We start from the raw sequence: 24,009 nt of genomic DNA, 5'->3' as shown, positions 1-24,009 counted from the left end.
GGCGGGGTGGGCACTCCGACGAGCGCCCACCCCGCCTCAGCAGGCTGACGAGACCGGCGGCGTCAGACGGTCGCTCGGATCTCGCCGACCGGGCGGTCGCCGCCCATCACCCAGAGGTCGAGCTCCGCACGTGCGAGGTCGACGTCGTCGTGGTCGAGGGCGCGCGCGTCGGCGAGCAGCCGGAGCGCGACGATCGTCGAGGCCCGCGAGGAGCCGTCGAGCACCTTCAGAGCGACGGTCGTGCCGTTCGGAGCGGTCATGACCATGACGCCCTCGGCGCCGAACTTCGCGAACACGCCGAGTCGTTCGATCGCCACGGTGTCGGGCTGTCCGGGACCCGCGACCGCCCACGGATGCGCCCGTGCGGCCGAGGCCAGCTCCGCGGCCTCGCGGTAGAGCGCGAACGGCGAGCTGGTCTGCGCGGTCGTGATCTTCTGAATCCCGCGGGCGAGTCCGGTGAGACTGACGGCGTGCACTGGCGCGCCGCAGCCGTCGACGGCGCTCGCCGCCGGACGCTCGCCGGTCAGCCGCTCGAGCACGTCGAGGATCTTCTTCTGCAGCGGGTGCTCGGGGGAGAGGTAGCCCTCGACGGGCCAGCCGTTCTGCACGCAGGCGAGCAGCATGGCGGCGTGCTTGCCCGAGCAGGTCATGAAGACGCGTTCGGCCGAGCCGCCCGAACGCAGCAGCTGCTCCCGCGCCGTGCGATCGCCGGGCAGGGCGGGCGGACAGCCGAGCGCCGATGCGCTCAGGCCCTCCCGGTCGAGCAGCCCCTTCACGAGCGCCACGTGGGCGGCCGTGCCGGAGTGGCTCGCCATCGCGATGGCGGCGTCCTCGCCGCGCAGGACGACCCCGGAGGTCATCACGGCCACGGCTTGAAACGGCTTCAGCGCCGAGCGCGGGAAGACCGGGGTGCGCACGTCGCCGAGACTGCGCAGCACCTCGCCCTCGGGGGTGAGCACGATGGCGGAACCGGCGTGCCTGGACTCGATGAAACCACTGCGTTCGACCACTGCGAGTTCGACGGAATCGGCGATGTTGAAGGTGCCGGCCATCAGCCGAGCGTCGCGAGGCCGGACTCGAGCACGCCGAGCGCGTCCTCGATGAGCTCGTCGGTCACGGCGAGGCTGGGCAGGAAGCGGAGCACGTTGCCGTAGGTGCCCGCGCTCAGCAGCAGCACGCCCTGCTGGGCGGCGTGGGCGATGAGCGCCCCGACCGCTTCGGGGTACGGCTCCTTCGTCGTGTCGCGGGTGCCGGGCCGGACGAGCTCGATCGCGATCATCGCGCCCTTGCCGCGGATGTCGCCGATGACGTCGAAGCGCTCGGCGAGCGAGCGGAGGCCGGCCGTGAGGCTCGCCTCGATGCGGCGGGCCTCCGCCAAGAGGTCGTCCTCCTCGATCGCCTCGAACACGGCGACGGCCGCCGCGCAGGCGACCGGGTTGCCGCCGAAGGTGCCGCCGAGGCCGCCGGGCTGCGCCGCGTCCATGATCTCGGCTCGGCCCGTGACGGCGGCGAGCGGGAGCCCGCCGGCGATGCCCTTGGCGGAGAGCACGAGATCGGGCTCCCAGCCGAACTGCTCGCTCGCGAAGTAGCTGCCGCTGCGGGCCATGCCCGACTGGATCTCGTCGGCGATCATGACGACGCCGTGCTCGGTGCACCAGGCCTGCAGCGCCGGCAGGAACCCGTCGGCGGGCACCATGAAGCCGCCCTCGCCCTGGATGGGCTCGACGACGAGGCACGCCAGGTCCTCGGGGCCGACGACCTTCTCGAGGTAGGCGATCGTGCGGGCCGCGGCCTGCTCGCCGCTGAGCCCGTCGCGGTACGGGTAGGAGTTCGGCGCGTGGTAGACGTCTCCCGCGAGGGGACCGAAGCCGGAGGCGTACGGGTGGGCCTTGTAGTTCATGGCCATCGTGAGGTTGGTGCGGCCGTGGTAGGCGTGGTCGAGCACCGCGACGCCGCGACGGCGGGTGAACTTGCGCGCGATCTTCACGCCGTTCTCGACGGCTTCGGCGCCCGAGTTCACGAGCACGGACTTCTTCGCCCAGTCGCCCGGCGTGTGCTGGGCGAGGAGCTCGGCGACGCGCACGTACTCCTCGTACGGGGTGACGGTGAACAGCGTGTGGGTGACGTCCTGCAGCTGCGCGGTGGCCGCCTCGACGACGTGCCGCTCGGTGTGGCCGACGGTGGTGACGCCGATGCCGCCGCCGAAGTCGACGAAGCGGTTGCCGTCGACGTCGACGAGGATGGCGCCGTTGGCGCGCTCGATGTAGACCGGCAGGGCGCTCGAGACGCCCGCGGAGACGACGGCGGTGCGTCGCTCGTGCAGCGCGATCGACTTCGGGCCGGGGACGGCCGTGACGAGCTGGCGCTGCTGCGGCACCGTGTGCGAGGGTGCGATCTGGGTCTCAGTCATGATGCGCCCAAGCTTATCCCCGAGGCAGAATCGTGTGGGCGGTCGATCCGGCCGCCGACCCGGACCGCGGAGCTGCGCCCGGGGCGAGGCATGGTCGGACGGAGTCGGGATGCTGGGCGAACACCACTACGAGGTCGCGGTCGAGTGGACCGGCAACCTGGGCACGGGCACGAGCGGTTACCGCGCGTACTCGCGCCGCCATCTCGTCCGCGGGGCGGGCAAGGAGCACGAGATCGCCGGGTCCGCCGATCGCACCTTCCACGGCGACCGCGAGCGCTGGAACCCCGAGGAGCTTCTGCTCGCCGCGCTGAGCCAATGCCACATGCTGTCGTACCTGCACGTGGCGACGAATCACGGCGTCGTCGTGCTCGGCTACGAGGACGCCGCGACGGGCACGATGAGCGAGGACGGTCGAGGCGGCGGGGCGTTCGTCGCCGCGACCCTGCGGCCCCGGGTGACCGTCGCCGATCCCACCATGGCCGAGCTCGCGCAGCAGCTGCACGCCGAGGCCGCGGAGAAGTGCTTCATCGCGGCATCCGTCGCCTTTCCCGTCGGTCATGAGCCGAGCGTCGAGGTCGCGACGGCCGACTGAGCCGCGCCGGCCGGCGCCCGGCGTCGGCAGCGGTCGAGACGGGCTCAGTCCTCTCGCGGCGGCGCGGTCGGGATGCCGGGGGTCGGGCAGACCTGCCCGTCGACGAGGCGGCTGCACGGCGGCAGGAAGCCGGGGTAGCGCTCGCTCGTGGGATCGCCGAACCACCGGTTCCACAGCAACCAGAAGTTCAGGTTGCCCCAGGCCGAGCAGCCGTCGCCGCCCGCGTCGGCCGAGGCGAGCGCGGCCTCGTTCGGCTGGTAGGGCGTGTAGTTGTAGAGGTTCGCGGTCGCCTGGTTCCGGATGAGCACGGTGCTGGCGCCGCACGCGGCGTCGGGGTTGTAGGAGACCGGCACCGCCCCGACCCGGTACTGCCGGTCCGGCTGCTGGGTGTACTGCCGGAACTGCCACGCCGCGTTGTAGAGCTGGTTGAAGAAGCCGAAGTACTTCACGTCGCAGTCGGCGGTGTCGGGGCAGGCGTAGCCCGTCGCCCGCAGGTAGCCGTGCTCGCTCGGCCGGGTGAGCAGCGACTGCTCCTTCTGCAGGAGCACGAGCAGCGTCTTCGGGCTCACTCCGCAGGCGACCGCGGTCTTCGCGATGATGCGGCTCGCGCGCTCCTTGACCGCGCCGCGGTACTCGGCGCAGTGCCCCGGACCCGCGGCAGGCTGCGTCTCGGTCGTCTGCCGGTAGTCGGCGAGGCAGGTGATGCCCGCGTCGGGCCGGCAGGGCAGCGCTTCGAGGAAGTCCTGGATCTGCTTCTCGTCGAGCGCGGTCGAGTCGAAGAAACTGTCGTCGCTGACGATCAGGCCCGGGTCGAAGTCGGAGGTGTCGACCTCGTCGATCTGCTCCGGGTTCGCCCGGACGGTCGCCGCGGGGTCGGCCGCCGGGGCGCAGGCGGCGAGCAGCACGACGACGCCGGCGGCGAGCGCGGCGAGGGCGGAGAGCGGTCGGAGCCTGGTCACCCGCTCGACGCTAGCGGGTGCCGGTGCCAAGCGGCTGAGAAGCGGCGGCACGTCGCGAGGCCGGCGCGCGCACGGCTCAGACCCGCTCGCGCGGGACGACCCGGTCGGCGATGCGGGCGATCGTGTTCTGCGGGGGCGTCTCGTTGTAGCGGCCGGCGAGCTCCTGGCCGCTCAGGGCGTGGATCGCGGCCATGATCTCGTCGGTCGCGGCCCGCCGAGCCTTGCCGGATTCGGCGCTGCCGTGCACCGAGAGGTCGAGTGGCTCGCCGAAGCGGACCTGCACCGGCCGGATGCGCGGGAACTTGGCGCCGACGGGCTGGATCTCCTGGGTGCCGACGAGCCCGACCGGCACGACGGTCGCCCCGGTGGTGAGGGCGAGCCAGGCGACGCCCGTGCGCCCCTTGTACAGCCGACCGTCGAGCGAGCGGGTGCCCTCCGGGTAGAGCGCGAAGGCGTTGCCGCCCTCCAGGATGCGACGGCCGAGGTCGAGGGCCTCCTGCGCCTGGGAGCCGGCGCCGCGCTCGACGCTCACGGCGCCGATCGAGCGAAAGAACGTCCGTGAGACCCACCCCTTCACTCCCTTGCCGGTGAAGTAGTGCGACTTCGCGAGGAACTGCACGGGACGGGGCGCGGCGAGCGGGATCACGATGCTGTCGATGAACGAGAGATGGTTCGAGGCCAGGATGACCGGCCCGCGTCGGGGCACATGCTCGCGGCCCGTGATCTTCGGCCGGTAGACGATCGCCACCAGGGGACGAAGGATGCCTCGCACGATCGTGTACAGGGGGCCAGGGCGCTTCGGCGCAGCAGGGACGGCTTCGGCCTCGATCTCGCTCACCAGAAGAGCGTAGGGCCAGCCGTATGCGGCTGACGGCATACCCGGAACCCCGGGCGGCGAGGCGCCGTCGCCCCTAGGGTGGAGGCGTGCGCAGCGTGATCATCCTCGGCTCATCCGGTTCCATCGGCACCCAGGCGCTCGACGTCATCCGCGCGAATCCGCGGCGTTTCGAGGTCGTCGGCCTCGCGGTCGGCTCCGACCGGGCGACCCTCGAGCGGCAGGCTGCGGAGTTCGGCGTCGAGCACACGGCGGTCGGCATCGAGGAGGCCGTGCAGCTCGTGCGCGACGTCGACGCCGACGTCGTGCTGAACGGCATCACCGGCTCGGTCGGGCTCGGCCCGACCCTGGCGACCCTCCGGCGGGGCACGACCCTCGCACTCGCGAACAAGGAGTCGCTCATCGTGGGCGGCGACCTCGTGACGGGGCTCGCGGCCCCCGGGCAGATCGTGCCGGTGGACTCCGAGCACTCCGCCATCGCGCAGGCGCTGCGCTCCGGCAGCGACGACGAGGTGCGCCGGCTCGTGCTCACCGCGTCCGGCGGGCCGTTCCGCGGCCGGACGCGCGAGCAGCTCGAAGCGGTCACGCAGGCGGAGGCGCTCGCGCACCCGACCTGGGACATGGGACTCGTCGTGACGACGAACTCCGCGACCCTCGTGAACAAGGGCCTCGAGGTCATCGAGGCGCACCTGCTCTTCGACGTCGACTACGAACGGATCGACGTGGTGGTGCACCCGCAGTCGATCGTGCACTCGATGGTGGAGTTCATCGACGGATCGACGATCGCGCAGGCCTCGCCGCCCGACATGCGGCTGCCGATCTCCCTCGGGCTCGACTGGCCGAACCGGGTGGGGGCGGTCGGCCGGCCGCTCGACTGGACGCAGGCGCAGAGCTGGACCTTCGAACCGCTCGACGACGCGGCGTTCCCCGCAGTGCGCCTTGCGAAGCAGGTGGGCCGGGCCGGGGGCGAGTACCCGGCCGTCTACAACGCGGCGAACGAACAGGCGGTCGCGGCGTTCCACGCCGGCCGCATCGGCTTCCTCGACATCGTCGACACCGTGCGCGAGGTCGTGGAGCAGCACGAGGCCGCCGGCACGCTGACCCTCGAGTCGCTCGCCGCGGCCGAGGCATCCGCCCGCCGCTCGGCCGACGCGCGCATCGCACGCCGCTCAGCGGATCGATAGCCGCCGCCCAGCGGCCTCCGAGCGGATCGCAGTACGCTTCACCCCGTGGAATCCGTGCTCGCCTTCGTGATCGGCGTCGTCATCATCGTGATCGGCCTCGGTCTGTCGATCGGCCTGCACGAGATCGGGCACCTCGTGCCCGCGAAGCTCTTCAAGGTCAAGGTCACCCAGTACATGATCGGCTTCGGGCCGACCATCTTCTCCCGCCGCAAGGGCGAGACCGAGTACGGGGTGAAGGCGCTCCCGCTCGGCGGCTACATCTCGATGATCGGCATGTTCCCGCCCGGCAAGAGCGGGCAGGCGAAGGCCGACTCCACCGGCTTCTTCCGCGGCCTCGTGCAGGACGCGCGCGACTCCAGCGCGGAGTCGATCACGCCGGGCGACGAGGACCGCGCCTTCTACCGGCTGCCGGTGTGGAAGCGCATCATCGTCATGTTCGGCGGCCCGTTCATGAACCTGCTGCTCGCCGTGCTCTTCTTCGGCATCCTCTTCATGGGGCTCGGGATGCCCCAGCCCTCGACCACGATCGGCAGCGTGAACGCCTGCGCGCTCCCCGCCACGAGCGAGCGGCAGACGTGCGAGAGCGGCGACCCGCAGGCGCCCGGCGCCGAGGCGGGGTTGAAGCCCGGCGACCGGATCGTCTCGATCGACGGCACCCCGATCACCAGCTGGGCCCAGTCGACGGCGCTCATCCGGGAGCACCCGAACGAGGCGATGACCTTCGTCGTCGAGCGCGACGGCGCCGAGCGTGAGCTCACCGTCACCCCCATGCTGAGCGAGCGCTACGCGCTCGACGAGCGCGGCGAGGTCATCACGGGAACGGACGGCCAGCCTGAGACCATCTCCGCCGGCTTCGTCGGCATCGGCGCCGCGAACGAGCGCGTCGCTCAGTCGCCCGGCACGACCCTCGAGGCGGTCGGTCAGCAGATCTCCGGCGTCGCCGGCATCATCGTGAACCTGCCGCAGCGAATGATCGACGTCGCGAACGCGGCGTTCGGGCCGGGGGAGCGCGACCCGAACGGGCCGATCTCGGTCGTCGGCGTCGGCCGCGTCGCGGGGGAGATCGCGACGATCGACACGATCCCGCTCGTCGACAAGGCGGCCGGCATGATCGGCATCCTCGGGTCCCTCAACGTCGCGCTGTTCGTCTTCAACCTCATCCCGCTCCTGCCGCTCGACGGCGGCCACATCGCGGGCGCGCTGTGGGAGGGGATCCGCCGTGGCTTCGCGAAACTGTTCCGCCGCCCCGACCCGGGGCCCGTGGACCTCGCGAAGCTCATGCCGCTCACCCTCGGCGTCGTGGTCGTCGTCGGGGCGATGAGCGCGCTCCTCATCTACGCCGACCTCGTGAAGCCGGTGACGCTGCTCTGAGCCGGCCCGACCGCGCAGCAGCACGTCCGTCGCGGCGCCGGGCGTCGCGACGGCTACGCCGCAGGGAGTACGGCGGCCGACTCCCGTGGGCGGATCCGGGCGGGATGCCGCGGGGCTACGATCGGGACATGCCCGTGCCCCCGTGGGACGACCCGGCTGCGCGGCAGGGTCCGCCGCCCGCCGTCGTGCTGGTCCTGCCCGTCGTGCTCAGCCTGCTCGTGCAGGTGCCGGCGGCGATCGGCATCGCCGTCTGGACGGCCGCCCCGCCGGCGCTCGCCGCGCTGCAGATCGCGCTCGCCGCAGCCGGTGCGCTCGCCCTGCTCGGCTCACGGCGCTGGCCCGGCCCGACCGTCGCGCTCGTCGCGCTGCTCGCGCTCGCCGCGGTGCTCACCGGCCCCGACGTCGGACCGCCGTACCTCGCGCTCGCCTTCGCGATCGTGCTGGCGATCGTGCGCGGGGCGGCGGTCTGGGCCGCGAGCTCGGTCGGCGTCGCCTGGGTGGCCGCCGTCGCCCTGGGGCCGGCGACGGGGCACGGCTGGTCTCCGTTCCGAGTCGCCGCGACCACCGCGGGCCTGGGGCTCTGCTTCGCGATCGGCTGGTTTGCGCGTCGTCGTCGGGAGCGGGCGAGCGCCTTCCGGGAGGCGATGGCGCGGCGCCGGCGGAGCGCCGAGGAACGCGAGCGCGTGCGCATTGCGCGGGAGCTGCACGACGTGCTCGGCCACGCGCTCTCGCAGATCAACGTGCAGGCGAGCGTGGGACTGCACCTCATGGACCGCGACCCCGAGCAGGCGCGCAGCGCGCTCGCGAGCATCAAGGGCGCCTCGAAGACCGCGCTCGAAGAGGTGCGGAGCGTGCTCGGCGTGCTCCGCGAGGGCGAGGCGCCGCTCGCGCCCCAGGCCGAGCTCGCGCAGCTGCCGCGCCTCGTCTCGGAGTTCGCCGTGCCCGGGCTCGCCGCCGGCATCGACGACCGACTCGGCGGTGAGGTGCCGGCCCGGCCCACGCAGTTCGCCGCCTACCGCATCGCGCAGGAGGCGCTGACGAACGTCGCGCGGCACGCCGAGGCGACGCAGGTCGAGCTGCGCCTCGAGCGCGACGGGGACGTCTTCGTGCTCACGGTCGACGACGACGGGGTCGGGTTGCCCGCCGCCGCTGCCGAGGCGACGACGGGCGACATCGCGCTCGGCGACGGGCTGGAGGCCGGCCGCGGCATCCTCGGCATGCGCGAGCGGGCGGCGCTGCTCGGCGGCACCGTCGACTTCGCAGGTTCGCCGCTCGGCGGCACGCGGCTCACCGCGAGCCTGCCCTGGGGAGCGCCGTCATGAGCGTGCGCGCGGAGGGGGACGTCGCGCCCTCGACGATCCGCGTCGCGCTCGCGGACGACCAGCTGCTCGTGCGGGCCGGCTTCCGGGCGCTGCTCGACGCCGAGCCCGACGTCGAGGTGGTGACCGAAGCGGCCGGCGGTCGGGAGCTCCTCGCTCGGATCCGCGAGCGGCCGGTCGACGTCGTGCTCATGGACATCCGGATGCCGGACGGCGACGGCCTCTGGGCCACGGAGCAGATCGCCGCCGACCCGGCGCTCGCGGACGTCCGGGTCGTCATCGTCACGACCTTCGAGCTCGACGAGTACGTAGCGCGGGCGGTGCGGGCCGGGGCGAGCGGCTTCCTCGTGAAGGACACCGAACCGGTCGATCTCATCCGCGCCGTGCGCGTCGTCGCCGCTGGCGAGGGGCTGCTCTCGCCCGGGGTCACGCGACGGCTGCTGGAGCGGCTCTCCACGGGCCTCCGCGAGTCCCCGCGGAAAGCCGAGCTCGAGGTGCTCACCGAGCGCGAGCGCGAGGTGCTGCGCCTCGTCGGACTGGGCCTCACGAACGAGGAGATCGCGGCGCGGCTCGTGCTCAGCCCGCTGACCGCGAAGACGCACGTCTCCCGCATCATGTCCAAGGTGCACGCCCGCGACCGGGTGCACCTCGTGGTGCTCGCCTACGAGACCGGGCTCGTCGCGCCGGGCTGGCAGGACCCGGCCGGCTGAGCTTCGCCGCGGCGCGCCCTCGCCCCTGGGGCCTGCTCCCGGGGGAGCAGTCGAGGTGTCTCCCGCCGGCGGATTCGCGGGACGCCTTCGACGAGGAGGCTCGGATCGGATCGGCCCGCCCGGGGTCGACCGGATCGCAAAGGACCGCACCATGCTCTCCACCACTCTCGCAGCGGCCGTGGCCGCGCACGCCGGCCCCTGGGCCGCCGGATTCGGCTGGGTGTTCTTCCTCATCCCGCTGTTCTGGATCCTCGTCTTCGTGCTCCTGTTCGGGGTGTTCGGTCGCCGCTGGCGCCGCGCCGCGTGGGCGCAGGACGGCGGCTACGGGCCGCCCTGGGCGCGCGGGGCGAGCGCCGAGCAGACGCTCGCCGAGCGCTTCGCCAAAGGCGACATCGACGAGCAGGAGTACCGCGCCCGGCTCGAGGTGCTGCGCGCGAACCGGCCCGCCGGCTGAGCCCGCGGGTGACGGGCGCCGTGAGCGCCCGTCACGCGCGTGGTCGTCAGCAGCGGCTGCAGTCTCAGCGTCAGTGTCCGTGTCCGTCTCAGCGTCAGCGTCAGCCTCAGTGCGCGAGGAGCTCCTCGAGGGCGCGGCGCTGGTGCCGATGACCGACCGTCTCGTAGCCGATCACGACGACGAGCGGCGCGAGCGCCGCGATCAGGATGCCGACCGGAAGGCTCGCCCCAGCCGCGACGGCGGCGACGGCGAGCGCCAGCACCACGAGGCTGCCGAGGTACAGGCCGATGTGGAACGGGTCGAAGCGGCCGAGCAGGAACGAGTACAGGGCGAACAGCATCGTCAGGAAGACGGCGACGGGCACGACGACCGTCGCGAGCGCGGCGAGCTCGGAGATGGCCACGTCGCCGGCGATCGCGTTCGCGGCGACGTGGAGGCCCGCACCGCTCGCGGCGAGGGAGCCGAAGACGATCATGTGCCCGTATCCCCACACGAAGGAGCGTCGCGGGAACCTCGCGAGCAGCGTTCCGGACGGCATCGTGAAGTAGCTCCACCAGAGGCCGAAGGCGAGCAGCACCCCGCCGAAGGCGACGACCACGGCATCGGCCGACCAGCCCTGCTCCTCGACGACGGCCGAGATGGCGAGGATCGTGCCGAGCACGATCTCGCCGAGGGTGATGATGACGAGCAGCGAGTAGCGCTCGGCGATGTGATGCGGATGCCACGGGGTGGTGCCGCCGCGACGCTCGGCCAGGAGTGGCACGAGCATCTCGGCCACGCCGAAGAGCACCATGAGCCAGATCGCGACCCCGAACGGCGGGTACACGACGATCTGCACGATCCAGGCGATCTGCACGATGCCGAGAAGCCCCGCGTAGCGGAGCGCCGTGCGCCGGTACCGCGGATCGTGCCGGGCGACCCGCAGCCAGAGGGCGATCGTCGAGACCCGCATCACGACGTACCCCGCGATCATGATCCCGTTCTCGACGTGCGAGCCCTCCTCGATCGAGTGGAACAGCGGCGGCAGGCCGAGCGCGAGCACCAGCACGCCGAGCATCTGCACCATCGTCGCGATGCGCACGAACACGTCGTCGTTGTCGAAGGCGCTGGCGAGCCAGGAGTAGTTGATCCAGGCCCAGCAGATCGCGAAGATCGCGAGGCAGAAGGCCAGGAGCGCCGGGTCGAAGCTGCCGATCCCGAGCAGGTGCGCCGCTTGCGAGCCGGCCTGGCTGAACGCGACGACGAGGGTGAGGTCGTAGAGCAGTTCGAGCGGCGTCGCCGCCCGGTGCTGCTCTTCCGGGTCACGGCCGACCATGCGGCGCAGCCGATGGTCGAGCGGCGGATGCGCGGTCGAGGTCATGCGCACATCGTCGCACGGCGGGCGGGAATGGCGACAGCCCCCGGATCGGCGGCGATCCGGGGGCTGTCGGGGTGGTCGGAAGGTCAGCGGGACAGCAACAGCGCCTCGCCCTGGCCGCCGCCGCCGCAGAGCGCGACGGCCGCCCGCCCGCCGCCACGGCGCGAGAGTTCGAGCGCGGCGTGCAGCGCGAGCCGGGCGCCGGAGGCGCCGATCGGGTGGCCGAGGGCGATCGCGCCGCCGTGCACGTTGACCCGCTCGTGGTCGAGGCCGAGGTCGCGGGCGGACTGCAGGGAGACGGCGGCGAAAGCCTCGTTGATCTCGACGAGATCGAGCTCCTCGGCCGTCCAACCCGCACGCGTCAGTGCCGCCTGGATCGCGTTCGACGGCTGGGAGTGCAGTGAGTTGTCGGGACCCGCGACCTGTCCGGCGGCGCCGATCACGGCGAGCCAGCTGAGTCCCCGCTCCTCGGCCCAGCTGCGGCTCGCGACGACGACCGCCGCCGCGCCGTCCGACAGCGGCGAGGAGTTGCCGGCCGTGATCGTGCCCTCGGCGGCGAACGCCGGGCGGAGCTTCGCGAGCACCTCGACGGAGGAGTCCGGGCGGACGCCCTCGTCGGCGGCCACGGTGACCGGCTCGCCCTTGCGCTGCGGGATCTCGACGGGCACGATCTCGTCGGTGAAGACGCCCTCCGCCTGGGCGCGGCCGGCCCGCACGTGGGAGGCGGCGGCGATCTCGTCCTGCTCGGGGCGGCCGATGCCGTAGCGGCCGTTGACCCGCTCGGTGGAGGCCCCCATCGACTCGCGGTCGAAGGCATCGGTGAGCCCGTCGTGCGCGGCGTGGTCGATGAGCTCGATGCTGCCGTACGTGTGGCCCGCGCGGGAGCCCGGGAGCAGGTGCGGCGCCTTGGTCATGGACTCCTGGCCGCCGGCGACGACGACGCTCGCCTCGCCGAGGCGGATCAGGCGCGCCGCATCGGTGATCGCGACGAGGCCGGAGAGGCACACCTTGTTCAGGGTCGTCGCCGGCACGCTCCAGGGGATGCCCGCGGCGACGGCGGACTGCCGGGCGGGGTTCTGCCCGGCACCGGCCTGCAGCACCTGGCCGATGATGACCGCGTCGACGTCCTCCGGGGCGACGCCGGCGCGCTCGAGGGCCCCGCGGATCGCGGCCGTGCCGAGCTCGACGGCCGTGCGGCTCGCGAGATTGCCGTTGATGCGGGCGAACGGGGTGCGGGCGCCGGCGATGATGACGACGTCTTCGGTGCTCATGGTGGGTGGACTCCTTCGTCGGGGCGCGGGCTTGCGCGACCTCACCATTCTACGGTTCAGTTAACCGTGATTCACCGGAATCGCGGCGAGCGGCCCGATTCCCGGCGGTCGACGTGACGAGGAGGTCGCGACATGACGCTCGACAAGACCGTGCCCGATGCCGCGACGGCGGTCGCCGACATCCCCGACGGCGCCTCGCTCGCCGTCGGCGGCTTCGGGCTCTGCGGCATCCCGATGGTGCTCATCGACGCGCTGCTCGCGCGCGGGTCCCGCGAGCTCGCGGTGGTGTCGAACAACTGCGGCGTCGACGACTGGGGGCTCGGCGTGCTGCTCGCGGCCGGACGCATCCGCAAGATGACCTCCTCCTACGTGGGCGAGAACAAGGAGTTCGAACGGCAGTACCTGTCCGGCGAGCTGGAGCTCGAGCTGACCCCGCAGGGCACCCTCGCCGAGAAGCTCCGCGCCGGGGGAGCGGGCATCGCCGCCTTCTTCACGCAGACCGGAGTCGGAACGCAGGTCGCCGAGGGCGGGCTGCCGCAGCGCTACGCCGCGGACGGCGGGATCGCCGTGGCATCCGCCCCGAAACCGGTACAGCGCTTCGAGGTCCGCGGCGAGCTGCGCGACTTCGTGCTCGAGGAGGCCATCACGACCGACTTCGCGCTCGTGCACGCGCAGCGCGGCGACCGGCACGGCAACCTCGTCTTCGACAAGTCGGCTCGCAACTTCTCGCCGCTCGCCGCGATGGCCGGGCGGATCTGCATCGCCGAGGTGGAGGAGCTCGTCGAGCCCGGCGAGATCGATGCGGACGCGGTGCACCTGCCCGGGATCTTCGTCGACCGGGTCGTCGAGGTGGGCGCCGACGTCGAGAAGCGCATCGAACGTCGCACCGTGCGAGAGGAGCACTGAGATGGCGCTCAGCCGACTGGAGATGGCGGCGCGGGCCGCGAAGGAGCTCGCCGACGGCTCGTACGTGAACCTCGGCATCGGACTGCCGACCCTGGTGCCGAACTACGTGCCCGACGGCGTCACCGTGGTGCTGCAGTCCGAGAACGGCATCCTCGGCGTCGGCCCGTACCCGCGCGAGGACGAGGTCGATCCCGACCTCATCAACGCTGGGAAGGAGACCGTGACAGTGCTGCCCGGCGCGGCCTTCTTCGACTCGGCGACCAGCTTCGGCATGATCCGCGGCGGCAAGGTCGACGCCGCGATCCTCGGTGCGATGCAGGTGTCGGCCACGGGCGACCTCGCGAACTGGATGATCCCCGGCAAGATGGTGAAGGGCCCGGGCGGGGCGATGGATCTCGTGCACGGCGCCCGCAGGCGGATCGTGCTGATGGAGCACGTCGCGAAGGACGGCTCCCCCAAGATCGTGCGCGAGTGCTCGCTGCCCCTGACCGGCCGCGGCGTGGTCGACCGGATCATCAGCGATCTCGCCGTCATCGACGTCACGCCGGCTGGGCTGCGGCTGGTGGAACTCGCACCGGGCGTCGGGGTCGAGGAGGTCGTGGCCGCGACCGAGCCCCCGCTCGACGTCACGGCCGTCGCGCACTAGCGCGGATCCGGCGACGGCGGAAGGGGCTGCGGCATGCCGCCGCGTTCCGCCAGAATCGCAGGGTGGAACGCCCAGCATCGCCCGTGCAGCTGAGCCGTGCCGCGTGGTGGGTCGCCGCCCGTCGCACGGCGCGGACCTTCTTCGAGGGCAACGGCATCGACCGCGCAGCGGCGCTCGCCTTCTTCAGCGTGCTCGCGCTCTTCCCGGCGATCCTCGTGACCGCATCGATCCTCGCGCTCGCCGGGCAGGAGGGCCGCGCACTCGGCGCGGCGATCGACCTCGCGGGCGACGTGCTGCCTCGTGAGACGGTCGAGTTCCTCAGGGAGCGGCTCGGCGAGTTCGCGGTCTCGCCGGCGGCGACGCTCGGCGTGGTGACCGGTGCGGTCGTGGCGCTCTGGACCGCCTCCGCGTACGTGACGGCGTTCGGCCGGGCCATGAACGACGTCTACGGCGTCGACGAGGGGCGGCCCGTCTGGAAGCTGCGGGGCATCCAGCTGCTCGTCACGGCGGGGTTCCTGGCCCTCGTCTCGATCATCGTGCTGCTCCTCCTCCTCGGCGGCGGGATCGCCACGGCGCTCGCCGAGCAGCTCGGCGCGGGCGAGGCAGTTCAACTCACCTGGGCGATCGCGCGCTGGCCGCTCATGTTCGCGGTGCTCGTCTGTCTCATCGCGCTGCTCTACCGGGCGACGCCGAACGTTCGGCAGCCGAGGTTCCGCTGGCTGAGCGTCGGCGCCGTCCTGGCGATCGTGGTGGTCGCGGGCGCCTCGGCGGCCTTCGCCTGGTACCTCACGGCGTTCGCCGACTACGACCGGGTGTACGGCTCGCTCGCCGGCGCCGTGGTCTTCCTGGTGTGGCTCTGGCTGGTGAACGGCGGTCTGCTGATCGGTGCCGCCTTCGACGCCGAGCTCGAGCGTGCACGCGAACTTCAGGCGGGGGCGCACGCCGAGGACCGGATCCTCCTGGAGCCGCGCGACACGACGCGCATGGCGCGGAACGCCGAGCGGATCGCGGCCGAACGGGAGCGGGCCCGGCGGCTGCGCCGCGACGCCGGCGAGTAGCTCGTTACCGGATCGTACTCTCCGCTCGCTGCGCAGGGGTGGATGCGTCCAGCAGAATGTCCTCGACGGGCGGGGGATGCCCGGAGAGGCATGGTGGGGAATGCGCCGGATGCGCGTGGGGATGTTCGGGGCCGTCGTGGCGGCTGCGCTGGTGTTGACGGGATGCGCGGCGGAGCCGGCTCCGACCCCGATTCCGTCGGCGAGCGAAGCCTCGCCGACACCGAGCGAGTCCGCCCCGAGCGCCGATCCGTCGGCATCGGTCGTCGCGCTGGTCCTGCGTCCGACGGAGCTCGAGCTGCGCAACGAGGCCGGCGAGGTGCTCGAGCAGCTCGACTACCGCAGCGACTTCGACCAGGTCAAGGCCGAGCTCGAAACGGTGCTCGGCGCAGCCGAGGAGACGGAGGAGGCTCGAGGGACGAGCCATTTTCCGCCGAGCACGATGCACCGCTGGGGCGGATTCGAGCTCTGGGAGCAGCGCTACGTGGACCGTTGGGAGAGCTTCGCGGACGACGAGCGCTCGTTCGTCAAGCCCAGCTTCCTCGTTCGCTTCACCGGGCCCGAAGCCGCACGTGTTCGGCTCGAGACGATATCCGGGATCGGCGCGGGGGCGGCATGGACCGAGCTCGAGCAGCTGCCGGAGCTGCAGACGAACCCGTCCGGCTGCTCCGGTCCCTACGTCGATTTCCTGGATGAACCGGCGGTGAACGCCGACGGGGAGGCGTACGTGTCGCGTACGGGCGTGGATTTCGTGGAGTCCGAGGACGGGCTGACCGTGGCGGCCGTCCGCGCGCCGATCGCCGTGTCGGGCGGGTGCGCCTGATGCGCCGCACACGTGTGGGGATCCTCGGGGCCGTCGTGGCGGCCGCGCTGGTGTTGACGGGATGCGCGGCGGAGCCGATGCCCACCCGGACTCCGAGCCCTTCGGCGGCGCCGCCCGTCTCGCCGACCCCCACTCCCAGCGCCGATCCGCTGGCCGCCGTCGACGCGCTCGTCGTCCGGCCGACCGTGCTCGAGCTCCGCGCCGGCGAGGAAGTGGTCGAGTCGCTCGACTACATGTCCGACCCGAGCGAAGCCGTCGCGATGCTTACCGCGCTGTTCGGCCGGCCGCCGGCCGACGAACCCTACGACGGCGGCAACCACCGGCCCGACGGCATCCGCCACGCGTGGGGCGACTTCGTCCTCGATGAGCGGTTCTACGACGAGGATCGCCGGCAGCGCGATGGCTACGACTGGCTCATCTGGCCGCGGTTCGCGGTCTACTTCGACGGTCCGGCCGCAGAGGGCATCGCTCTTCGGGCGTACGACGGCTCGCAGGCCGGGGAGGAGTGGGCGGTGCTCGCGGAGCTGCCGTCGTTCGATCCCGAGCTCCGCGTGTGCGTCGGCACGTCGATCGAGGCGGAGACGATCCAGGTGCCCGGCGACTCGCCCGACCGGGCGAACGTGGTGGCGACGGAGAACGAGGACGACGGCACCGTGCGCTGGATCGGCGCTCCCGAGATGGAGGCGGACGGCTGCGCGTAGCGCGACCACGGCGACAGGTCGGGACTTCGCCCCACTCGGCCGCGACCCAGCCGGGCGGAACTAGACTGCAAGACGTGCCTGCAGTGAATCTCGGAATGCCGAAGGTCCCCGAAGTCCTGGCCCCGCGACGCAAGTCCCGCCAGATCAAGGTGGGCAAGGTGCTCGTCGGCGGCAACGCCCCGGTGAGCGTGCAGTCGATGACCACGACGCCCACCACGAACATCAACGCGACACTGCAGCAGATCGCCGAGCTCACCGCCTCGGGCTGCGACATCGTGCGCGTCGCGGTGCCGAGCCGCGACGACGCCGAGGCGCTGCCGATCATCGCGAAGAAGAGCCAGATCCCGGTCATCGCCGACATCCACTTCCAGCCGAACTACGTGTTCGCCGCGATCGACGCCGGCTGCGCGGCCGTGCGGGTGAACCCCGGCAACATCCGCAAGTTCGACGACCGGGTGGGCGAGATCGCGGCCGCGGCGAAGGCCGCCGGCGTCTCGCTCCGCATCGGGGTGAACGCCGGGTCGCTCGACCCGCGGCTGCTCGAGAAGTACGGCAAGGCGACGCCGGAGGCGCTCGTCGAGTCGGCGGTGTGGGAGGCTTCGCTCTTCGAGGAGCACGACTTCCACGACTTCAAGATCTCCGTGAAGCACAACGATCCCATCGTCATGGTGAAGGCGTACCGGCTGCTCGCCGAGCGCGGCGACTGGCCGCTCCACCTGGGCGTGACCGAGGCGGGCCCGGCGTTCCAGGGCACCATCAAGAGCGCGACGGCCTTCGGCATCCTCCTCGGCGAGGGCATCGGCGACACCATCCGCGTCTCCCTCTCCGCGCCGCCGGTCGAGGAGGTCAAGGTGGGCCTGCAGATCCTGCAGTCGCTGAACCTCCGCGAGCGCAAGCTCGAGATCGTGTCCTGCCCGTCCTGCGGGCGTGCCCAGGTCGACGTCTACACCCTCGCGAACGACGTCACCGAGGGGCTCAAGGACGTCACCGTTCCGCTCCGCGTCGCCGTCATGGGCTGCGTCGTGAACGGCCCCGGCGAGGCACGCGAGGCCGACCTCGGCGTCGCGAGCGGCAACGGCAAGGGGCAGATCTTCGTCAAGGGCGAGGTGATCAAGACGGTGCCCGAGGCGGAGATCGTGCAGACGCTCATCGCCGAGGCGCAGCGCATCGCGGACGAGATGGGCGGGGACGCCCCGACGGGCGCCCCGACGGTCGTCACCGTCTGATCCGCGCTCCGCGTCGAACGACCCCCACTCGGGTGCCCCGAGCTGGGGGTCGCTCCGTGTGCGCCAGGGGTGGAGAATCGGGGCACTCCCTGATCTGAGAAAACCTCACAGATCAGTACCGTGATGGCGTGAACCGGGACGCCGCGCCGGTACCGCCTCCGCCCCGTTCCGGGAATCGCCGAACCCGACTGCCGCCTGCCCGGGCGGCTGCACGAATGGAGCGATACCCATGTCCATCCGAACGCGCGCTCGCGCGCGGCTCGGCGCCGGCCTCGGTGCCGGTGCCGCGCTCGCCGCGCTGAGCCTCCTGATCGCGCCGCTCGCGGCGCAGGCCGAGGAGCCGGCTCCGGCCGATCCCGCGGCCGTCACCGCCCCGGCAGATCCCGCGGCCGCCGAGCCGGCGCCCGAACCCGCCCCGGCGCCCGCCGAACCCGCGCCGGAACCCGAGCCGGCACCCGACCCCGCCACGGCACCGGTCGACGCGGCATCCGACGAGTCCGATCCCGCCGCCGCACCCGAGCCGGCGCCCGTTCCGCCCGCGGTGGTCGTCGCCGAACCCGGCACGAGCGCGGCGGACTCCTTCGCCGAACCGGCGACGGAACCCACCGTGACGCTCTTCGGCGCCACCGAGGCGTCGGCACTGCTCCCACAGGCGGTCCCCGAGCCCGGCGACCCGTGCTACCCCGCGGTCTGCATCGACAACGGCACGATCCTGCTCGCCGTGAACCCGACGGGCGAGCTCAACACCTCGAACGCCGCCGGCTCGAAGGCCGGACCGGGCGACGCCGGGCTCGACTTCCTGCCGACGAACAACGACGCCACCTCGCCGGGATGCCTCTGCGAGGGCTGGGGCGTCGCAGACCCGGCGAGCGGGGTCTGGGGCGGCGCGAACCTCGACACCGAAGGACCGGGCGGCACCAACCTCGTGCTCGAGTCCTTCACGCACACCGCCTCGACGGCGACGTCCGTCGTCGTGATCCAGGACGTGGAGGCCCGACCGGTGTTCCGCGTCACCCATCAGTACGTGCCCTCGACGGCGACGAGCAACCTCTACCAGGTGAACGTGACGATCGAGAACCTGACGGGGGAGACCATCGCCACCGTGAAGTACCGCCGCGTCATGGACTGGGACATCGAGCCGACGGCGTTCAGCGAGTTCGTCACGATCGACGGCGGCTCGGCGAGCGCGCTCGCCTACTCGAGCGACGACGGCTTCGCGAGCCCGAACCCGCTGGCGGGGCCGAGCTCGATCCGCTTCGAGGGCAACGCCGTCGACGACGGTCCCGCCGATCACGGGGCGCTGTTCGACTTCGCCTTCGGTCCGCTCGGGCCCGGTGCCTCGCTCGGCTTCGTGATCTTCTACGGGGCGGCCGCGAACGAGGCGGAGGCGCGGGCCGCCCTCGCCGCGGTCGGCGCCGAGGCCTACTCCTTCGGCCAGACGAGCAGCGACCCGAGCGGCGGCACGCCGAACACCTTCATCTTCGCCTTCGGGAACGTCGGCGGCGCGCCGATCTTCCCGAACGAGGGGGAGGAGCCGGCGGCGCCGGCGCCCGCTCCGGCCGCGGCACCCGCCGCGTCCGTCGTCGTCGCGGACCTGGAGCCCGCCGCGGTCTCCGGCGACGAGCTCGCGTCGACCGGGGCGGAACCCGCCGGTGGCCTGCTCGCCGCGGCGCTCCTCGCGTACGCGGGGATCGGGCTCGTCACGACGGCAGCGCTGCGCCGCCGCCGGGCCTGAATCCGATCGAGCCAGAGCGGATGTCGGCGTGCTCCAGCACGATCGGCATCCGCTCGCCGGCTCGCGGCATCGGCCGTCCGGCCGGCGCCGGGCAGTTCGCGGTGACCGCCGGCTCGTCGAGCTGGACGACGAGGCGGTCCTCACCGCGCGCCTCGACGACGGTCGCCTCGAAGACCTCGCCCACCCGGTCGGCCAGGAGCGCCGCCTCGACCCGGTCGAGGGTCGCCTGCTCGAGCCGGCTCGCGCGGGCGGCGGCGGCCTGCATGAGCGGCGGCAGCTCGGGCAGGCTCTCGCGGAGCCAGGCGGGTACCGGCCGGCCCTCGGCGATCGCGAGGCTCGCGACGAGGCCCCAGCGGTCGACGAGCCGCCGGATCGGCGCGGTGACATGCGCGTACGGCGCGGCGATCGCGGCCTGCCCGGGATCGGCGGGCGGGGTGCCGTCGAACACCTCGTAGCCGGCGCCGCGGAAGAGCGAGGCGGCGGCCCGCAGCACCGGTCCGGTGCGCGGGTCCCGCCGGTCGAGGCCGCGCAGGTAATCGCCGTACGCCATCCGCTCCGGCCATGGCAGCCCGAGCGCGGCCGCCCGGGTGCGGAACGCCGCGATCGCGTCGGGGGCGGGCGGCGGCATGGTCCGCAGCACCCCGACCCCGCCCTCGAGCATGAGCCGGGCGGCTTCGATGCCCGTCAGGATCGAGAGCTGCGCGTTCCAGGTCTCCACCGGCAGGGGCAGTCGCCGCTCGATGCGGTAGCCGCCGTGCTCGTCCCGCACCACCTCCTCGTCGGGCAGGTCCAGACTCGCACCGCCGCGGAGCCGTTCCTGCTCGAGCCGGGCCGCCCCGAAGGCGGGCAGCTCGGCGAGCGGTCCGTCGTGCTCGCCGGCGTCGACGGCGCGCTGCGCCGACTCGTAGTCGAGCTGGGCCCGCGAGCGGACGAGCGCGCGCTCCAGACCGGTGCGCTGCACGGCGCCGCGGTCGTCGAGCTCGAAGGACCAGACGTAGGCGGTGCGGTCCTCGCCCGGCAGGAGGGACGCGCGGTCCACCCCGATGACGGGCGGATGCAGCGGGATCATGCCGTCCGCCGCGTACAGGCTCTGCCCGCGGCGGCGGGCTTCGGCGTCCACCGCGCCGCCCGGGCGGACGAACGACGGCACGTCGGCGATCGCGTAGCGGACGAGCCATCCGCCGCCCGCCCGCGGCTCGATCAGGAAGGCTTGGTCGAGGTCGCGTGCCCCGGCCGGATCGAGCGTGACGAACGCCAGCTCCCGGAGGTCGCGCGCGGGCGGTGGCTCCGCGGCGCGCGCCGCCTCGGCCTCGGCGAGCACCTCGGGGGAGAACTCGCCCGGCAGCTCGAGCTCCGTGCGCAGCGCGTCGAGGGCCTCGGCGAGCTCGCTCTGCGCGGTGGACGGGGCGAGGTGCGTGCGGCGGGCCGGCATGGAGCCAGCCTACGAGCCGCCCGCGCGCGGAGGGGCCTGCCGCTCGCAACTAGACTCGTCGCGTGCCCACACGTCTTACGAACTTCTTCCTCCGCACCCTCCGTGAAGACCCCGCCGACGCCGAGGTCACGAGCCACAAGCTGCTCGTCCGCGCCGGCTACATCCGGCGCCAGGCGCCGGGCATCTTCGCGTGGCTGCCGCTGGGCCTGCGGGTGAAGGCGAAGATCGAGCGCATCGTCCGCGAGGAGATGGCCGCGGCCGGGGCCCACGAGGTGCACTTCCCCGCGCTGCTGCCGCGCGAGCCCTACGAGCTCACGAACCGCTGGACCGAGTACGGCGACGCACTGTTCCGCCTGCAGGACCGCAAGGGCGCCGACTACCTCCTCGCGCCGACGCACGAGGAGGCCTTCACCCTGCTCGTGAAGGATCTGTACTCCTCGTACAAGGATCTGCCGCTCACGATCTTCCAGATCCAGGACAAGTACCGCGACGAGGCGCGGCCGCGCGCGGGCCTCCTCCGCGGCCGCGAGTTCACGATGAAGGACGCCTACTCCTTCGACGTCAGCGACGAGGGGCTGGATGCCTCGTACCAGGCGCAGCGCGACGCCTACGAGCGCATCTTCACGCGGCTCGGCCTCGAGTACGTCATCGTGCAGGCCGACGCCGGCGCGATGGGCGGCTCGAAGAGCGAGGAGTTCCTGCACCCGACGCCGGTCGGCGAGGACACCTTCGTGCGCTCCGCCGGCGGTTACGCGGCCAACGTCGAGGCGTTCACGACCGTGGTGCCGGATCCCATCCCCTTCGACGGCCTGCCCGCCCCCGTCGTGGTCGACTCGCCGAACACGCCGACCATCCAGACGCTCGTCGACCTGGCCAACGCGGAGGTGCCCCGGCCCGACGGTCGCGCCTGGACCGCGGCCGACACGCTGAAGAACGTCGTGCTCGCGCTGACCCAGCTCGACGGCAGCCGCGAGCTCGTCGTCGTCGGCCTGCCCGGCGACCGCGAGGTCGAGATGAAGCGCGTCGAGGTCGCGTTCGCGCCGGCCGAGGTCGAGCCCGCCACCGAGGCCGATTTCGCCAAGCACCCCGGTCTCGTCAAGGGCTACATCGGCCCCTGGTCGGAGGACGGCCCGGTGCTCGGCGAGGAATCGGCCACCGGCATCCGCTACCTGCTCGACCCGCGCGTCGTCGACGGCACCGAGTGGATCACCGGCGCCAACGTCGACCAGAAGCACGTCTTCGGACTCGTGGCCGGTCGCGACTTCGTCGCCGACGGCACGGTCGAGGCTTCCGACGTCCGCGACGGCGACCCCGCCCCCGACGGCTCCGGCCCGGTGGAGATCGCCCGCGGCATGGAGATCGGCCACGTCTTCCAGCTCGGCCGCAAGTACGCGGAGGCGCTCGGCCTCAAGGTGCTCGACGAGAACGGCAAGCTCGCCACCGTGACGATGGGCTCGTACGGCATCGGCGTCACCCGCATCCTCGCCATCATCGCCGAGCTCAACAACGACGAGAAGGGCCTCGTCTGGCCCGCCGCGGTCGCGCCGTTCGACGTGCACGTCCTCGCGACGGGCAAGGACCAGGCCGCCTTCGACGCCGCGGAGCGGATCGTCGCCGAGCTCGAGGCGAGCGGACGCGAGGTGCTCTACGACGACCGCCCGAAGCTCTCGCCCGGCGTGAAGTTCGCCGATGCCGAGCTCATCGGCGTGCCGAAGATCGTCATCGCCGGCCGCGGCGTCGCCGAGGGCGTCGTCGAGCTGTGGGACCGTGCGAGCGGCGACCGCGTGCAGCTGCCGATCGACGGCGTCGTCGCCGCGCTCGACGCCGACTGAGCCGGATCGCGCGGGCGCGGCGGGCGAGGATCGCCGCGCCCCGTGCGAGGCTGGGGGCATGAGCCTCACGCCCGCCGACACCCCGAGTCTTCCGTCCGAGCTGCAGGGCGCCGTCGACGAGTTGATCGCCGAGGCGGGCATCTCCGCGAACCGCTCGCTGATCGAGCGGATCCTCGTCACGGGCCTCCATCTCGGCACCGATCCCACCGATCGGCTCGACCTCAAGATCACCGCGGCCGCGCTCGAGGAGATGCGGGCGGCGTTCCGGCTCTTCGCGCCGTACGCGGATGTGCCGAAGGTGACCGTCTTCGGCTCGGCGCGGACGCGGCCCGACGATCCCGGCTACGCGCAGGCGGAGCAGGTCGCCGCCGCGCTCGCCGAGCAGGGCTGGATGGTCGTGACCGGCGCCGGCCCCGGCATCATGGAGGCCGCGACCAAGGGGGCGGGGCCGCGCCGCTCGCTCGGCGTCTCGATCCGGCTGCCGTTCGAGGAGAGCCCGAACCCGGTGCTCGTCGACCCGAACCGCGTCGCGATGAAGTATTTCTTCACCCGGAAGCTCATGCTCGTGAAGGAGTCGCGCGGCTTCGTCTGCCTCCCCGGGGGCTTCGGCACGCTCGACGAGACGTTCGAGCTGCTGACCCTGCAGCAGACGGGCAAGGCCGAGCCGGTGCCGATCGTCCTGCTCGACCGGCCGGGCGGCCACTACTGGCGCGGACTGGCGGACTTCGTCGAGACCGAGCTCGCGGGCGGCGGCTTCATCGCGAGCGACGACCTCGAGCGGGTGCTGATCACCGAGGACCCGGTGCGGGCGGTCGACGAGATCGTCGGCTTCTGGCGCAACTACGACTCGCTCCGCTGGGTGGGCGGGCGGCTCGTGCTGCGCCTTCGGGCCGAGCCGAGCGACGCCGAGATCGCCGGGCTCAACGAGCGCTTCGCCGGGCTTCTCGCGGGAGGCCGGATCGAACGGGTCGCCCCGTTCGCCGTCGAGCGCAACGACGACGACCGGCTCGAGCTGCCGCGACTGGCGCTCGAACTCGTGCCCCGGCAGGTGGGGGAGCTGCACCGGCTCATCCGCGCCATCGACGAACTGCCCAGCGCGCCGACGGAGCCGCCGCTCGGCGTCTGAGCGACGGCGCCGCCGGGCGGGGATCGGGCGGTACTGACCGGCCGGTCGATCCGGTACCCTGGGAT

Annotated in this window: 22 protein-coding genes; 15 read left to right on the top strand and 7 right to left on the bottom strand. The window is 72.7% G+C overall.

Going from position 1 to position 24,009, the window contains the following annotated elements:
- Positions 1–62 precede the first annotated feature (62 nt).
- Both QSJ60_RS13765 and gabT read right to left on the bottom strand, forming a co-directional pair.
- On the bottom strand, positions 63–1,052 hold the full coding sequence (locus tag QSJ60_RS13765; protein ID WP_189086146.1) for an asparaginase: 990 nt from the start codon (positions 1,050–1,052) through the stop codon (positions 63–65).
- Positions 1,052–2,410, bottom strand: a complete 1,359-nt coding sequence (gene gabT, locus QSJ60_RS13760; RefSeq protein ID WP_285463955.1) for a 4-aminobutyrate--2-oxoglutarate transaminase — start codon at positions 2,408–2,410, stop codon at positions 1,052–1,054. Before gabT ends, QSJ60_RS13765 begins: the two co-directional genes overlap by 1 nt.
- A gap of 109 nt (positions 2,411–2,519) precedes the next feature.
- Between gabT and QSJ60_RS13755 the strand changes: the two genes are divergently transcribed.
- Complete coding sequence (locus QSJ60_RS13755; RefSeq protein ID WP_230768557.1) at positions 2,520–3,002, top strand: OsmC family protein; 483 nt, start codon at positions 2,520–2,522, stop codon at positions 3,000–3,002.
- A 44-nt stretch (positions 3,003–3,046) separates the two neighbouring features.
- Here the strand turns inward: QSJ60_RS13755 and QSJ60_RS13750 are convergent, their stop codons facing one another.
- Together QSJ60_RS13750 and QSJ60_RS13745 are read right to left on the bottom strand one after the other, a co-directional pair.
- Positions 3,047–3,961 (bottom strand): hypothetical protein, encoded by a 915-nt coding sequence (locus QSJ60_RS13750; protein WP_285463954.1) that lies wholly within the window; start codon positions 3,959–3,961, stop codon positions 3,047–3,049.
- A 76-nt stretch (positions 3,962–4,037) separates the two neighbouring features.
- The gene (locus tag QSJ60_RS13745; RefSeq protein ID WP_502871391.1) at positions 4,038–4,838 is read right to left on the bottom strand and encodes a lysophospholipid acyltransferase family protein; all 801 of its coding nucleotides are present in this window, start codon (positions 4,836–4,838) and stop codon (positions 4,038–4,040) included.
- 47 nt (positions 4,839–4,885) lie between these two features.
- On the opposite strand from QSJ60_RS13745, the gene dxr reads away from it, so the two are divergent.
- From dxr to QSJ60_RS13720, 5 genes are all read left to right on the top strand, one after another.
- Positions 4,886–5,980, top strand: coding sequence for a 1-deoxy-D-xylulose-5-phosphate reductoisomerase (gene dxr, locus QSJ60_RS13740; protein ID WP_285463953.1), 1,095 nt, complete (start codon positions 4,886–4,888; stop codon positions 5,978–5,980).
- 54 nt (positions 5,981–6,034) lie between these two features.
- The gene (locus tag QSJ60_RS13735) at positions 6,035–7,351 is read left to right on the top strand and encodes a M50 family metallopeptidase (protein WP_502871405.1); all 1,317 of its coding nucleotides are present in this window, start codon (positions 6,035–6,037) and stop codon (positions 7,349–7,351) included.
- 128 nt (positions 7,352–7,479) lie between these two features.
- Complete coding sequence (locus QSJ60_RS13730; RefSeq protein WP_285463951.1) at positions 7,480–8,673, top strand: sensor histidine kinase; 1,194 nt, start codon at positions 7,480–7,482, stop codon at positions 8,671–8,673.
- Positions 8,670–9,380 (top strand): response regulator transcription factor, encoded by a 711-nt coding sequence (locus QSJ60_RS13725; protein WP_285463950.1) that lies wholly within the window; start codon positions 8,670–8,672, stop codon positions 9,378–9,380. The genes QSJ60_RS13730 and QSJ60_RS13725 overlap by 4 nt, the downstream gene beginning before the upstream one ends.
- 151 nt (positions 9,381–9,531) lie before the next feature.
- The gene (locus QSJ60_RS13720; RefSeq protein WP_230768545.1) at positions 9,532–9,834 is read left to right on the top strand and encodes an SHOCT domain-containing protein; all 303 of its coding nucleotides are present in this window, start codon (positions 9,532–9,534) and stop codon (positions 9,832–9,834) included.
- A gap of 106 nt (positions 9,835–9,940) precedes the next feature.
- On the opposite strand, the gene QSJ60_RS13715 is transcribed toward QSJ60_RS13720, so the two are convergent.
- Together QSJ60_RS13715 and QSJ60_RS13710 are read right to left on the bottom strand one after the other, a co-directional pair.
- On the bottom strand, positions 9,941–11,194 hold the full coding sequence (locus QSJ60_RS13715; RefSeq protein ID WP_285463949.1) for a low temperature requirement protein A: 1,254 nt from the start codon (positions 11,192–11,194) through the stop codon (positions 9,941–9,943).
- Positions 11,195–11,277: 83 nt separating this feature from the next.
- Positions 11,278–12,462 carry an acetyl-CoA C-acetyltransferase gene (locus QSJ60_RS13710; protein WP_285463948.1) on the bottom strand — a complete coding sequence of 395 codons (1,185 nt, stop codon included), beginning with the start codon at positions 12,460–12,462 and terminating at the stop codon, positions 11,278–11,280.
- Between the two features lie 132 nt (positions 12,463–12,594).
- Between QSJ60_RS13710 and QSJ60_RS13705 the strand changes: the two genes are divergently transcribed.
- The 7 genes from QSJ60_RS13705 to QSJ60_RS13675 all read left to right on the top strand — a co-directional run bounded on the left by QSJ60_RS13705 (position 12,595) and on the right by QSJ60_RS13675 (position 19,554).
- Positions 12,595–13,368, top strand: coding sequence for a CoA transferase subunit A (locus QSJ60_RS13705; protein WP_285463947.1), 774 nt, complete (start codon positions 12,595–12,597; stop codon positions 13,366–13,368).
- 1 nt (position 13,369) lies between these two features.
- Entirely contained in the window at positions 13,370–14,014 is a 645-nt protein-coding gene (locus QSJ60_RS13700) for a CoA transferase subunit B (RefSeq protein WP_189086135.1), read from the top strand.
- Positions 14,015–14,076: 62 nt separating this feature from the next.
- Positions 14,077–15,072, top strand: a complete 996-nt coding sequence (locus tag QSJ60_RS13695) for a YihY/virulence factor BrkB family protein (protein WP_285463946.1) — start codon at positions 14,077–14,079, stop codon at positions 15,070–15,072.
- Positions 15,073–15,181: 109 nt separating this feature from the next.
- Positions 15,182–15,892, top strand: a complete 711-nt coding sequence (locus QSJ60_RS13690; RefSeq protein WP_285463945.1) for a hypothetical protein — start codon at positions 15,182–15,184, stop codon at positions 15,890–15,892.
- 77 nt (positions 15,893–15,969) lie between these two features.
- Entirely contained in the window at positions 15,970–16,593 is a 624-nt protein-coding gene (locus QSJ60_RS13685; protein ID WP_285463944.1) for a hypothetical protein, read from the top strand.
- Positions 16,594–16,688: 95 nt separating this feature from the next.
- Positions 16,689–17,819 carry a flavodoxin-dependent (E)-4-hydroxy-3-methylbut-2-enyl-diphosphate synthase gene (ispG, locus tag QSJ60_RS13680; RefSeq protein ID WP_189086205.1) on the top strand — a complete coding sequence of 377 codons (1,131 nt, stop codon included), beginning with the start codon at positions 16,689–16,691 and terminating at the stop codon, positions 17,817–17,819.
- A 229-nt stretch (positions 17,820–18,048) separates the two neighbouring features.
- Positions 18,049–19,554 (top strand): hypothetical protein, encoded by a 1,506-nt coding sequence (locus tag QSJ60_RS13675; protein ID WP_285463943.1) that lies wholly within the window; start codon positions 18,049–18,051, stop codon positions 19,552–19,554.
- Here QSJ60_RS13675 and QSJ60_RS13670 read toward each other — a convergent pair.
- Positions 19,520–20,986 (bottom strand): RNB domain-containing ribonuclease, encoded by a 1,467-nt coding sequence (locus QSJ60_RS13670; RefSeq protein ID WP_285463942.1) that lies wholly within the window; start codon positions 20,984–20,986, stop codon positions 19,520–19,522. The genes QSJ60_RS13675 and QSJ60_RS13670 overlap by 35 nt on opposite strands.
- 62 nt (positions 20,987–21,048) lie before the next feature.
- Between QSJ60_RS13670 and QSJ60_RS13665 the strand changes: the two genes are divergently transcribed.
- Entirely contained in the window at positions 21,049–22,818 is a 1,770-nt protein-coding gene (locus QSJ60_RS13665) for a proline--tRNA ligase (RefSeq protein WP_285463941.1), read from the top strand.
- Between the two features lie 58 nt (positions 22,819–22,876).
- The gene (locus QSJ60_RS13660; RefSeq protein WP_230768528.1) at positions 22,877–23,944 is read left to right on the top strand and encodes an LOG family protein; all 1,068 of its coding nucleotides are present in this window, start codon (positions 22,877–22,879) and stop codon (positions 23,942–23,944) included.
- Positions 23,945–24,009: the final 65 nt, after the last annotated feature.

It is taken from the genome of Agromyces sp. NBRC 114283, from assembly GCF_030268405.1.
GTDB lineage: Bacteria > Actinomycetota > Actinomycetes > Actinomycetales > Microbacteriaceae > Agromyces > Agromyces mediolanus.
This window is presented reverse-complemented; position numbering and strand designations above follow the sequence as displayed.